Below are 14,547 nucleotides of genomic sequence, written 5' to 3'. Positions count from 1 at the left end.
CACGAATGCGCTTTGAAATTAAAGACTTAGATAAAATTAAGGAAAAAGAAATCAAATCTCATTCTTGGTGTAAAGGAATTATTAATGCACCGGGTGAATATCAAGTGGTAATTGGAGCTGATGTTATTGAATTTTATAACCAGTTTCAACCTTTATATTCTGGGGATATTAATTTTGAAGTTAAAAATAATCAAATCAAACAAGGGAATTGATTCTCGCGAGCTTTAAGAACAGTGTCGCGAATCTTTGCTCCCATTGTGACGGTGCTAATTGCCTATGGACTAATATCAACAATTCGTGCTTTAGGAACCATTGACTTTACTGGTAATAATGGCTCACTGGCAGGAAGTGTAGAGTTCTTTAATCAATTTGATTCAATTTTAAAAGTTCTAATTGATGGGCTAACCTTATTTATAACTGTGGGTGTAGCTTATACAACCTTTAAAGCCTTTAACTGTAATGGATTATTTGGTTTAGCACTTGGGGTTGTGCTAACTTCTCCCGCTCTAACAGCCATGGGGGCAGTCACCCCAGATAAAGGACAAAATATCATTGATGTTATGCCGGGATGAAATCTATTCAATAGCACAGTATTTTATCCATGAAAAATATCATTTGCAGGATTAATCATTCCCATGATTGGGGTAGCTATCTTTGGGGCTTACATGGAAAAGTGAACTAACAATATTAAAAATGGTACAGCTAAAATGTTGCTTCAACCATTATTGGTTATTCTAACAACCTATTTAGTAGCGATATTTATTATAGCTCCCATTGGATTGTTAATGACTAACTATATTTCAATTGCGATTAAGTGAGCCACTACTCAAAGTGTTGCTAAATTTATTTTTACCCCAATTCTAGCAGCTTGTTATGGGCCCATGGTAATTTTAGGATTACACCGAACAGTTACCCCGATCTTGTTTCAAGATCAAGCGTTGTACCAAGGAACAATCCTAATCGGGTTTATTATTATCAATAACATTTCTCAAGGAGTGGCTTGTTTGGCGATGAACTACCAACACCGAAAAGTTAAAAATGTCAGTGAAGTTGCTATTCCTTCAGGGCTGGCGGCCATTGTGGGAGGTATTAGTGAACCAGTCTTATTTGGAGTTAATTTTAAATACTTGTATCCATTACTAGCAGCTTCAATTGGAACTCTGGTAGGAACAATACTAATTACAGCTGCGGGAGTATTTGGAGTTGTGGGGTCAGCAGGAATCTTTGGAATTATTTCAATGGCCCAACAACCCCCAACCGAAATTGGAATTCAAACTTGAGCTGGGGGAGGAATTGTTTGAGAAACTATTGGGGTATTGGTCATGGTTCCTGTGACTTTTATCTCAACTATAATACTGGGTCAAACTAAATACTTTAAAACTCGTACTGCTCAAATCTTTGAAGCAGACTGAGGAATTATTAATGAAGAAACTAGGATTGAAGAAATCAAACCAGTTAAAACCAACAATAAAGTTATTAAAAAATACATAAAGGAGAAAAATAAATATGAGCAAATTTCCAAAAGACTTTTTATGAGGAGGAGCGGTTGCTGCCAACCAAATTGAAGGAGGTTGAGATGTTGATGGTAAAGGATTGACAGTTGCTGATTTAAGGATGTATAATAAAAATCTAGATCGCTCTAACCTTAACGGCGAACGTCCAATGACTAAAGCTAAATTACAAAAAGCTTTAAATCCTAAAGTGGGTGATTATTTTCCTAAACGTCACGGAATTGATTTTTTCAATCACTACAAAGAAGATATTAAATTGTTTGGGGAAATGAACATGCAATGATTTAGAATGTCAATTTCATGAGCGCGAATTTTTCCCAATGGAGATGATAAGGTTCCCAATGAAGCTGGGTTAAAGTTTTATGAAAATGTGTTTCAAGAATGTGAGAAATATGGAATTAAACCATTAGTGACAATTTCTCATTATGATACCCCATATAATTTAGTAGAAAAATATGGGGGTTGAAAAAATCCACAGTTAATTGAATTTTATAAAGTGTATGCTAAACTAGTGTTTGAAAGATACAAAAAATATGTAATTCATTGAATGCCATTTAATGAAATTAATGCCGCAATTTATAGTGTCTGAGCGGGAGCGGGATTAATTGATGATGGGGAAGCTAATTTATCTCAAGCTTCCTATCAAGCAATGCATAATTTGTTTGTAGCCAATGCTTGAGCGGTTAAGATTGGTCATGAAGTAAATCCGAAAAACCAAATTGGATGTATGGTGGCTCATATGACCAGTTATCCAGCAACTTGTAAACCCGAAGATGTTATTCATGCTACCAAAGAACATCAAGAAAGAGTTTTATTCTACTATGATGTTATGTGTAAAGGTGAGTATCCTAAATTTATGCTTAAAAAATTTGAAAAAGAAAAACTGCAGTTAAAGTTTGAACCCGCAGATTTAGAATTACTGAAAAAATATACATTAGATTATATTGGCTTTAGTTATTATATGTCAGGAACTTCAGGAGTTGATAATGGCCAAAAAACCGAAGGAAACCTAGTAACCTTTGGTAAAAATCCATTTTTAAAAGCTTCAGAATGAGGATGACAAATAGATCCTCAAGGAATTCGTTATACTATGAATGATTTATACTTCCGCTATAACTTGCCATTAGTGGTGGCTGAAAACGGTATTGGAGTTATTGAGAATTTAGATAAGAATAATGAAATCCATGATGATTATCGAATTGATTATTTAAGTCAACATATTAATGAAATGAGTAAAGCTATTAATGAAGATGGAGTAGAGGTTTTAGGTTATACTTTATGAACCCCAATTGATGTAATCTCTCATGGAACTAGTGAAATGTCAAAACGTTATGGTTTAATTTATGTAGACCAAGATGATTTAGGACAGGGTACTAAAAAGCGTTTTAAAAAAAATAGTTTTTATTGATATCAAAAACTAATTAAATCAAATGTGGAGAATTTTTAATAGGGTGTAAAAACAGCGTGTAAACGCTGTTTTTACATATTACTTAAATTTTATATTTTTGCTAATTTTAATATGAATAGTATATAATTAAGTTGTTAGCTTTTATAGAGTATATAATACTTAATCAAGAATAAAGCATAAATTTATTTTGCAATCTTCTATTTAATAGCTGATATAGTTAAAAATCAAATTCAATGATTTTTTGATAAAATTCAATTAGTCATAATAGAAAAGTGCAAAAATGAAAATTAAATCAAACAAAAAAACATATTTATGATTAGGTGTATTTGGTAGTCTAGCGCTGGTCGCTTCCAGTTCAGCAATTTTAGCAAACTCTTTATCACACAATAATAACCCTCAAATTCAATTAAAAAATAATTATGATTTTACTTCAAAACAACAAGTTATCTCCTCATTTCAAAAGGCGGACATTGAAGAAGAATTGATAGCTTTGTATTTAAACGAATTAGAAAAGGTTAGCACTAATTCATTCTACAAAAGTATGGTTCAAAACAGTGATTTTGTTGATGTCAATCTACAAATTCAAAATGAAATTTCTTCCAGATTGGTAACCCGAAATTATAGTGAAGGTCAAGTTCGTGAACAAATTGGTTTTGTAAAAAATATTTTATTTCAAAATATTTTAGCATATGAAAATCTAGTAAGTTCAGATGATTATGATCAAATCATGAAAATAGAATTCTTTAAATATAATTTTGATGAATGATCAAATTTAAATAATGTCGAAAAATATAAGTATATATATGATTATAGAGAGACTCTAGTATCGGTATTGCAAAATTTAATAAAAACCAAGGAAATCAAACAAGAACTAATGAAGAGGGAATTTGAAGCAAATTTAGATACAATTAAAGAAAATGAAGAAAGAATTACGGTAATTGATGAACAAACTCGTGATGCGGATAATTCTATTAAAGAATTAGCGGTTGAAATTGAAAATGTTGATTATCTTGATAACTCTCTTATTAACGAAATAACAGAAAATAATGATAAATTTGTGGATGTTACAGCAAGATATGCATTGGCTATGACACAGGGTTCTATTACAATCGGTGTAACCGCTTGGAGTTTTTTTTGACCTCCGGCCACTTTGGCCGCTATTGCTGCAGGCAAGATTTTTGAATTAGATGTTAAACTTTTCAAAAATTCTATAGTATATTCAAAATCTGAATTAGAAAAATCTATAGATTTTATATCCAATGTATTTAAAAAAATAAAATATTCTGTACCAATAATTAAAATATTCATTAAAAATCTAAATTTATCAAATAATCTTAGTGAATTTTTTGGCAAAACCATTATTATAGTTGATCGCCTGATAAAAGCCTTTAATATTTTAATAACAGCAGCCACAATGGGTTTCATAACTGACAATTATATTAAATCAAAAAAAGAATTTAATGAAACTTCTAAAAAAATAGAAAAGCAAAGTCTTGATACTTCTAAGGGAGAAATTGATTCCATCACTTCAAAAATTAGATTATTTGACAATGAAATATTCAATTTATTATTTGAAAAAAATAATTTAAACTTCGAAAATAAAATTGCAAAAATCAAAAATAGTGATCTCAAAGTTTTTAATCAAGAAATTGAATTAAATTTTTCAGACATGGATAAAAAATTCTCGGCAGGAAATCTTATTCAAGAAAATGATATTTTTTTTAAAAATCAAAATAACGAAAAAAGCTACTATAACAGTATTGAATTAACTGAAAAGTATATAAGTTCTAGAAAAGAAGTTAATCAAAGCATTGATGTTTTGAAAAATAAACTTGATAAATTTAATTCTGAATACACCTATAGTGACAAAATTTATTGACAAACTATTTTTGAAGATATTTATATTAAAAATATTAACATTTTAAATAATTTATTTTATTAATTTTAAAACAATTAAATTCAATACAAGAATTTGGAAAGGATAAAATGAACAAAAAACAAAAATTAATTGCAATTGTTATCGCATATATTTTACTTGCTTTATTAGTATTTTTTTCTGACTTTTATTTTTGCTTAATAATTGACAAAGAAATTAATATAAAATACCTTCCAGGAATAGAAAAAGATTTTTTTAACGGCTTTGTTGTAAATGGAGTTGATATTTCAGATAAAACAATATTAAATTCTAAATATTTATTATTTCCTTTTGGAGGCAAAATATTTTATAATGGTCGTTTTTTTATATCATTTTTAACAAACATGTTATTTTTTATTGCTTTTCTGCCGCCTTTAATACTACAGATAAAAGAGGGAATAATTGGAAGAAAAACTTTTATTACTTCGGGGATACTTTCAATAATCATTATCATCATTTTAATAATAGGGTTTTCTATGCCACTTAATAAAAATACTTTCACAAAAGTATTTGATGAACAAATATATAATTATTTTGGTAGAGATTTTTTTAATACAACAAATTCTCAAAAAGAACTTGAGATATTCAGAAAGTCAGTAATTGAAAGTTTTGAATATAATAAATTTTTTATATTAAATATTGTAGCTATTACTACTTGTATTTTAACAATTTTTACAATATTGTTTTGCTTGATTCAAGATTTTTTTGAAATTAAAAATAAAAAATCGGATTCAATAAAAGATGAATCATTTACAAAAAATTTTTTGAAAGAGCAATTGATTAACTCTGAATTAGAGCATGGTAAAACTGAAATCGATTTCAAAGTGACACAATTGTGTTCGAATAAACCAGGATTTGAGATAGCAAAAAAATATTATTTAATATCATTTATATCAACTTTGATTGTATCTTCACTATCGATGATATTTTGATTTGTCTTAATTTTCAATTCAGTAAGTTTTCGAGAAATCCCATTTGTTGAAATCGATTATTTCAACGGATTCATCGACCAAAATGGTGATGTGATAAAAAATACCTATTTTTATCCAAATTTACTAGTCAACTCTTATTCTATTGGTAGATTAATAGATCCTTCTTGGCTATTTTTTATAACATTTTTACTTTTGTGAGGTTTTTCTTTTTTAAATTTATTTTCGCTGAAAGCATATCAAAAAGGGAATGTAAGTGAAAAAAGGTTTATTATTAATAATGTCTTTTTGTTAATTTTGATTATTAATACCACAGTTCAATTGATATTTTTCCTTAATCCCGAAAGCTATAGAGTCGCTTTTGAAAGTTCTCTTTATTTTATATTTGAAAAAAATTATCTAATTAAAACAGTTGGTAAGGAAGCTTTAGAATTACAGATAGATAATGCTGCAAAAGGATTACAAAGTTTGTATGCAGCGGCTTTTAATCCAGTAGTAATATTTCTTCTGGTGGCATTTTCTGCGGCTATTTTATTAATTACGTTATCGATGATTCATTATCTTATTTTTAGAAACAAGAATTTAAAAATAATTTAAAGATATTATTGAAAATTTTGCTACATCAAATTTTGCAAATAATTTTAAAATCGACTTCAAGTATAAAGATAAGTTTGAATTAAAAATCAAAATTATTAAAAATTTTAATAATAAGTATATTTGTATAATAGTTATTAAGAAACATCTACCTTAAAGAGACATAAAATGGTTCCTAAATAAGATTTAATGATTGATAAATATTTTTTCCGTTAGTTATCATATTTATTTCTCATATTTTATTGCACAAAGTTTATTTTTTCAAAATTTTAGAAAAGTTTCATAGTAGTTTTTACCTAAAGTAAATTCACATAAACTAATTTGGATTTTTATATAAGATTCCTCACAAGTTAATCAAAACACAATATTTTTAATACAATGGTTAAAGGAATGGGGAAGTAATGTCTTAAAATCCTTTCAATTTATTTATATGGACCATAGAGCCGTTATGCTCTATTTCATTTTTTAATAATCCTGTGAATTATATTGGTTCCAACCATTATATGTCAGGAACTTCAGGATTTGATAATGGCCAAAAAACCGAAGGAAACTTAGTGACCCTTGGTAAAATCCATTTTTAAAGGCTTCAGAATGAGGATGACAAATTGATCCTCAAGGAATTCGTTATACTATGAATGATTTATACTTCCGCTATAACTTACCATTAGTGGTGGCTGAAACGGTATTGGAGTTGTTGATAGTTTAGATAAGAATAATGAAATCCATGATGATTATCGAATTGATTATTTAAGTCAAAATATTAATGAAATGAGTAAAGCTATTAATGAAGATAAGGTAGATGTTTTAGGTTATACTTTATGGACTCAAATTGATGTAATCCCTCATGGAACTATTGAAATGTCGAAACTTTATGGTTTAATTTATATAGACCAAGATGATTTTTGAGATGGAAACAAAAAGCTTTTTAAAAAAGATTTTTTTCATTGATATCAAAAAATAATTTAATCAAAAGGGGAGAATGTTTAAGAATAGTGCAAAAACAGCGTTTATACGCTGTTTTTTTTCATATTACTCAAATTTTATATTTTTGCTAATTTTAATAAGAATAGTATATAATTAATTTGTTAGCTTTTATAGAGTATATAATACTTAATCAAGAATAAAGCATAAATTTACTTTGCAATTTTCTATTTAATAGCTGATATAGTTAAAAATCAAATTCATTGATTTTTTGATAAAATTCAATAAGTCATAATAGAAAAGTGCGAAAATGAAAATTAAATCAAATAAAAAAACATATTTATGATTAGGGGTCTTTGGTAGTCTGGCGCTAGTGGCTTCCAGTTCAGCAATTTTAGCAAACTCTTTATCACATAATAATAACCCTCAAATTCAATTAAAAAATAATTATAATTTTACTTCAAAACAACAAGTTATCTCCTCATTTCAAAAGGCTGACATTGAAGAGGAATTAACAGCTTTGTATTTAAACGAATTAGAAAAGGTTAGTGCTAATTCTTTCCATAGAAGTATGGTTCAAAACAGTGATTTTGTTGATGTCAATCTACAAATTCAAAATGAAATTTCTTCCAGATTGGTAACCCGAAATTATAGTGAAGGTCAAGTTCGTGAACAAATTGGTTTTGTAAAAAATATTTTATTTCAAAATATTTTAGCATATGAAAATCTAGTAAGCTCAGATGATTATGATCAAATCATGAAAATAGAATTCTTTAAATATAATTTTGATGAATGATCAAATTTAAATAATGTTGAAAAATACAAGTATATATATAACTGTAGAGAGTCTTTTATAAAGGTCATTCAAGGCCTTCTGGATATAAAAATTATTAAACAAGAAATTATGAAAAAAGAGTTTGTAGAAAATAATGAAATAATAGCAGATAACATAATTCGTGTTTCAGAAATTGATGAAAAAACAAAAAATGTAAACGAATCAATTACTGAACTTAATTTTGAAATTGATAATATAAGTAGATTAGATTCGAAATTATTTGATGAAACAACTTATAGTTGAAACAATTTTAATGATGTGACTTCTAAATATAATAATGCTATGAATATTGGGGCTAGCTCAATTGCAGCAACTGCTTTATCAATTTGGTGGATATGATTCGTTCCCGCTGCAGTTATAAGTAACGTTCTTTTTAAAGAAGCTACTATTCAATTTCAAAAAGCTACCGACACTTTAGGTGATGGAGATATTGCTTCTGTTAATAGAATGATAACCCATTTTCAGTCAATTATTTTTCCCTTACGAATATCAAGCGCCTATGGACTGAATAAAGTTTATTATAAAAATTGAAATGGTACAGTTGAGATTTCTTCTCAAACCATCCGAAAGGCTTTAGCAATCATAACAATATTCACAACGGCTGTGGCTATGACCATGATGAACAACACCTATAACGACATGAGATATGGCTTTAGATATAAAACTAGATCTGTTGAAACTAACTCATTAAATGCTAGTTTTTTAGAAAAAAATTCTATTACTTCGCGAATTAAAAGTTTTGATAATGAAGTTTACTTATTAACACTGGAGAAAAACAATTTAATTAGTTTAAATAATTTTCTAAATATAAAAAATAGAGATATCAAAATGTTCAATTTTGAATTAGAATCAAACTACTCAGATATCGAGGAAGTTTTCTCACATGGTAACTTAATTCAAAAAAATATTTTTATTAAAAAAAATAGTAATGATATTATTCGCTCAGTTAAAGATGAAAATTTAGATGAAATATATATTAAATCAAGACTTGATATCGAAAAAAATATTAAGGAGCTCAAATCGAGTCTAAATGTTTTTAATAAAGAATATTCTTATAATGATAAAAATTATTGAAAAACAATTTTTGAAGATATATTTATAAATAAAATAAATATATTGAATAACTTATTTTATTTATAGATACTTTAATAAATTTATAGGATATTTTTCTTACTATTAATAGCGTCCTATCTATTTAAGTAACTATAATTTATTAAGTTATAATAATTTTAAATTTTTAATACAAATGTTATATCTGACATATTTTTACCAAAATTTTAAAAAAATAATTACATTATGCTTATATTTAAAATTAAAATTAACTTAAAAATATTATTATAACTATTATTATTGATATTTCATTATTTTTAATAAAACTAAATTGCACTATAAATACGAAAATAAATAAATTATCAAGGAGAGCACAAATGAAAATTCTAAAAATTCCTAAATATAAAATAACTATTGCCTATCAATTGATAATGATGATTAGTATAATTTTGGCTTCTTTGCCTTTTTTTTTAATAGGAGGGTCAAAGGTTTTTATTAAAGATATGCCCGGAATTGAAAGTTACTTTTTTAATGAGTTTCAGGTAAATGGGGTAAGTATCTACAAAACAGCATACCTAAGTACAGAAGGAGTTTATTCATCAATTTTCGGCTTCTCAAATTTTACATCAGGTCACACATTAATGCTTTACTTAACTTCGTTCGGGATTTTTTTTCTATGAGGTCCAATAGGTTTTCTTGCTTGAAGTCCTCCATCAGAGGTGTGAACTAAAAAAACCCTTATATGAACATCGGTAGTCGAATTTATATTATTTATTTTTTTAATAGTTATATACTCAATTTCTTTAAGTGGGGGTTGTTTTAATCGAACGTTTAACGATCAAATTTTTAAATACTTTGGTAAGGATTTTTTTAGTACCGATGAACTTCAAAATCAATTACAAGTATTAAGAGAATCAATTAATCAAGTTTTCAATTATAATAGTTTTGCTATTAGCAGTGCATTTGCAATCGTATTTGCTCTCATCTCTGCTTTGACGATAATTGCTTGATGAATTTATACTTATTTATATACAAAGTTTGAAAAAAGAAGTAATAATAAAAATGATGTTGTATACCAAGGATAATCTGGCTTAGGACTCTAAAAATTTTCTTCAAAAATATTAATTACTTCATATATATTATGAGTTTGACCATGAGTGTTATTCAATCCAAACTATTTTGTTTATAATGCAGAGGGATTTAAATCAGTGATTAAAAAATAATTATCAATTGCAAATATAGAATTTTGGTATTAAATAATTTATTCATATTCTTTATTAAAAAGCTAGGAGGATAAAATGGAAAAAATTAAAATATCTAGATTAACAATGACATTTATTACGCAATTTATTCTTACAATTACTTCAATAACAATCATTGCTTCTATTTTAAACATAGTAAATTCAAGGATTTATATAAAAGATTTACCTGGTATTGAAGAATCCTTTTTTAATAATTTTCAAGTAAATGGTGTTTCAGTTCTTAATACTGCCTATCTAAGTTGAAAAGGTATATACTCATCATTTTTGGGAAATGGTAATTTCTCAGGTTATTGAATATTATTTTGAACGGCATTTGCGCTTCTTTCTATTGTTTTAGGACCGGTCTTTAGAATATTGGCCTATACTTTAGAAAATCTTTGAAGTAGATTTTGATGTTTTTGAACCTCTTTTTTTAATATAGCCCTGCTAATTTTTATAATTATTGGACTATCAACTCCTATGAACAAAGATGTATTTAATCAAACTTTTGAAAATCAAGTGTTTGATTATTTTGGAAGAGATTTTTTTAATACTCCTGAGCTTCAAGAACAATTTCAATTATTAAAATTAGGAATTGGTCAAACTTTCAGCTACAATCAGTTTTTAATTGAAAATGCCATTGAAATAAGCTTAGCTTCAATTTCTATTTTGGCCATATTATTATGATTGCTGCATGATCACTTTGAAAATAAATTTGATAGAAGAAAGCAGGACAAGAATGATGTGCTTTATGAAAAATATGATAGGTTAGAAATATAAAAAAATAAAAAATACATAACAAAATTTACGAAAAAAATCAACTTTGAGTAATCTATTTTAGATTTCCTTAATTTTGTGTTTTAGAAAAAATCAATATTTTAAATAATTTGTTTTATTAAATTAAGTTTGCAATAAAAGCATAATAAGGGGGCGAAAATTTGTCTAAAAAATTAAAATGAAAATCAATAAGAATTTTAATTGCATATTTTTTAGTTACCGCACTATTGGCTTTGACCTTTATTTCTACATCTATAATAACAACAAAAAATATAAATATTAAATACCTGCCTGGAATTGAAGATGATTTTTTTAATGGATTTATTGTAAATGGTTTAGATATTTCAGATAAAACGATTTTGACCAGTAAGTATTTATTATTTCCATTTGGTGGGAAAATATTTGCTAGCGGCCATAATGCTATGTGAAGTCTAATAACAATTTTGGGAATTGTTATTTATTTACCTCTTGTCGCTTGTAGGTTTAGTCCTAGAACTTTAGGTAGAAAAATGTTTTCTATTGGAGGTTTAATCGCACTAATAATAATTATTTTTTTATTAGTAGGTCTTTCTTTTCCATTAGACATAAGTATATTTAAAAAAGTATTCGACGAACAAATTTATGGCTACTTTGGTCGTGATTTCTTTAATACACCAGAGTTAGAAAATCAACTTGCAATTTTGAGGGAATCAATATTTCAAAACTTTGGTTATTCAAAATATATTGGAGTTAATATTGCAGCAATAATAATTTCAATACTATCTTTTATTTCTATTTTGGTTTGCCTATTAGAAGATTATCTGGATATTAAAAAATCTAAAAATGTTAATATTTTAAATTTACAGTTAGATAATTCGGATAATAAAAATCAACAACTGCTACAAAATTCTAATAATCAACAATTGGATTTATCTTTTAAAATAAATAAGGCGCACTTAAGCGAATCTCAAATTAATAGTTTGAGAAAATATTTTCTAATAATTTTTATCTTAACCACAATCTTATCTGTTTTAATTTTTTCTTTTTATATTTCAATTACAATAGAAACGCTCCATTTTGTTAAAATCCCAAATGTAAATAGCGATTATTTTAATGGTTTTATTAATGAAAACGGGGAAAATTATAATGACATCCGCTTTGAACAGTGATTACTCATAACTTCTTACGGAGGTTTAAGCAATTTAAACGAAGAATTGATGATTTCAATTACTTATTTCCCTATATCAGCTTGGGTATTAATTGCTGCATTTGAATTTGGAAAATCTCAAAAAATGAAATTTACTGGGCAAACATTTTTTTGATATAGTATTATTTTATTGATAATAATGGTTAATATAATCATTCAATTCTCGTTTTTCCTTAATCCCAAAATTTATGAAATTCAATTTAGAAAAAATCTTTTCTTCTATTTCGAACAAAATTATCTTATTAAAACTGTCGGCCAAGATACTCTAGATTTTCAAATTAGACAATCAGCCTTGGGATTGAAAAGTTTGTACGCAGGTAAATATAACCCAGTGGCAATAACGGCGCTTGTTTTGAGTTCTTTAATTGTAATATTGACTTTTTATTCACTATGCAAATCTAATTTATCATTCATAAGAAAAAACAATTAGTTACCACTTTGGCAACTAATTGTTTTTTCTTTTAAAATTAACTCTTAAATTTTTTGAAATTATATAATTAATTTAATAGGTGATAAAATGTCAAGTTTAAATACATATTTTTTAAGTGAATTTATTGGTAGTTTTTTACTTGTAGCAATTGGTAATGGAATAATGGCTAACACATTTTTAAAAGATTCTTATGGAAGAAATACAAAGTCTAATTTATTGCCGATTGCTTTTGGTTGAGCTTGTGGTATAACTATTGGAATTGTAGTTGGGTTAATGATTGGTGGAGTTAGTCATTTAAATTTTGCTATTACATTTTTGTTTATCTGCATGGGATGATTAAATTACTTTTCATCATATTGATTGATAATTATATTTTTAATAGCCCAAGTATTGGGATATATTTGTGGTCAACTTGTAGTCATATTAATATATTGAATCAATATGAAAGCTACTGCCAAATCTGAAGAAGCCTTTTATTTGAAAATGAGTTTTTGCACTGCTTCAAAAAATAACAATAATGTTTTTAGTTTTATGTCAGAATTTCTAGCAACAATTATATTCTTGTTAGTTTATGTTTTTATAATTTTCAACTTCAATGATGTTTTAGATCCCCGCGCTTCTTTTATCTTTACTTTTATTGCGGTTCTAGCAATTGGTCTATCATTTTCAGGAACAACCGGTTCTGCAATTTCACCAACTAGAGATTTAACGATGCGATTAATGTATCATTTATTACCAATAAAAGATAAAATAAAAGCAGATTGAAAATACGCATGAATTCCAGTCGCAGCCCCTTTAACAGCTGCCACAATAATGGGCGTCAGTTTTCTATTTATTTTATAAGGAGTTAAATTATGAGAGAAGTACTAGAAGATTTAAATAAATACAAGAATCTTGATAAAAACACACTTTACAAAACTGTGGCTGCTTTTATTTTGAAAAATTCAAATCAAGTAAGTGAAATGAGTATTTCAGATATTGCTGCAGGTTGCTTTACTAATAAATCTTCAATTACTAGATTTTGTCAGAGTTTAGGATTCCAAGGCTATAAAGATTTCTCTTTTGTTTTAAAATTAGAAATTGAAAAAATCACTTTGAATCAAAACAAAATTATTACCCCAACTTCAAGTGATGAAATCTTTAAAGAATTCCATCAAACATTTATAAAACAAATTAATAGCATCAATTCACAAATTAATAAAATAGTAAATTTAGCTGAAGCAATCATGAAGGCTAGTGATATTTATTTATTATCAAGTTATGAAAATATAAATGTCAGTGAGGGTTTGAATGAGTACTTATTATCAATTGATAAACCATGTTGGAATCCCAAAAACAAAAAGACTTTTTCATTTGTTGTTGAAAAAATGCAAGCCCCTGACCTAATGATAATTTATGTTTCTGGAGTTGATAATGAGTACTTAATGAAAGTTTTTGAAAGTTTGCACTTTAAGGAAAATGTTTTTGTAGTCTGTTCTCAATCACAATCTCAAAAGTTTTCAAACTTACAAGCAGAGAAAATAATTATTATCGACCCAACCGATTCTCGCTTTGACAGCAATTATAAAGAAATATATTTTAACTATATAAATCAACAAATAATTAATATCATAAATTCAAAAATAACTAGAGCAAGCGAACCAGCTTTCCTGCTCTAGTTATTTTTTTTGACAACTAGTTGCCACAAGTCCAACTTTTTCCCAAAAAGAATTTTTGGTTTTAAAATCATTTTTTGGGTGAATAATAAAAG

At 26.9% G+C, this 14,547-nt stretch carries 11 protein-coding genes; all 11 read left to right on the top strand.

Annotated features, from left to right (window positions below):
• Positions 1-5 precede the first annotated feature (5 nt).
• Positions 6-1,589: a PTS transporter subunit EIIC gene (locus tag SALLE_RS04825; RefSeq protein ID WP_115558494.1), complete on the top strand. Its 1,584-nt coding sequence runs from the start codon at positions 6-8 to the stop codon at positions 1,587-1,589.
• Positions 1,507-2,958 (top strand): glycoside hydrolase family 1 protein, encoded by a 1,452-nt coding sequence (locus SALLE_RS04820; RefSeq protein ID WP_115558493.1) that lies wholly within the window; start codon positions 1,507-1,509, stop codon positions 2,956-2,958. Before SALLE_RS04825 ends, SALLE_RS04820 begins: the two co-directional genes overlap by 83 nt.
• Positions 2,959-3,199: 241 nt before the next feature.
• Complete coding sequence (locus tag SALLE_RS04815; RefSeq protein WP_115558492.1) at positions 3,200-4,861, top strand: hypothetical protein; 1,662 nt, start codon at positions 3,200-3,202, stop codon at positions 4,859-4,861.
• 44 nt (positions 4,862-4,905) lie between these two features.
• Positions 4,906-6,360: a hypothetical protein gene (locus SALLE_RS04810; RefSeq protein ID WP_115558491.1), complete on the top strand. Its 1,455-nt coding sequence runs from the start codon at positions 4,906-4,908 to the stop codon at positions 6,358-6,360.
• Between the two features lie 660 nt (positions 6,361-7,020).
• Positions 7,021-7,323: a family 1 glycosylhydrolase gene (locus tag SALLE_RS04805; RefSeq protein ID WP_115558490.1), complete on the top strand. Its 303-nt coding sequence runs from the start codon at positions 7,021-7,023 to the stop codon at positions 7,321-7,323.
• A gap of 265 nt (positions 7,324-7,588) precedes the next feature.
• Positions 7,589-9,253 (top strand): hypothetical protein, encoded by a 1,665-nt coding sequence (locus SALLE_RS04800; protein ID WP_115558489.1) that lies wholly within the window; start codon positions 7,589-7,591, stop codon positions 9,251-9,253.
• 287 nt (positions 9,254-9,540) lie between these two features.
• A complete protein-coding gene (locus SALLE_RS04795) occupies positions 9,541-10,248 on the top strand; it encodes a hypothetical protein (RefSeq protein ID WP_115558488.1) in 708 nt (235 codons plus the stop codon).
• Between the two features lie 213 nt (positions 10,249-10,461).
• Positions 10,462-11,184, top strand: coding sequence for a hypothetical protein (locus SALLE_RS04790; RefSeq protein ID WP_115558487.1), 723 nt, complete (start codon positions 10,462-10,464; stop codon positions 11,182-11,184).
• 158 nt (positions 11,185-11,342) lie between these two features.
• Entirely contained in the window at positions 11,343-12,797 is a 1,455-nt protein-coding gene (locus tag SALLE_RS04785) for a hypothetical protein (RefSeq protein WP_115558486.1), read from the top strand.
• An 87-nt stretch (positions 12,798-12,884) separates the two neighbouring features.
• Positions 12,885-13,640, top strand: a complete 756-nt coding sequence (locus SALLE_RS04780) for an MIP/aquaporin family protein (RefSeq protein WP_115558485.1) — start codon at positions 12,885-12,887, stop codon at positions 13,638-13,640.
• An 11-nt stretch (positions 13,641-13,651) separates the two neighbouring features.
• Complete coding sequence (locus SALLE_RS04775) at positions 13,652-14,455, top strand: MurR/RpiR family transcriptional regulator (RefSeq protein ID WP_115558484.1); 804 nt, start codon at positions 13,652-13,654, stop codon at positions 14,453-14,455.
• Positions 14,456-14,547: the final 92 nt, after the last annotated feature.

The organism is Spiroplasma alleghenense, assembly GCF_003363775.1.
Classification (GTDB): domain Bacteria; phylum Bacillota_I; class Bacilli_A; order Mycoplasmatales; family Mycoplasmataceae; genus Spiroplasma_B; species Spiroplasma_B alleghenense.
This window is presented reverse-complemented; position numbering and strand designations above follow the sequence as displayed.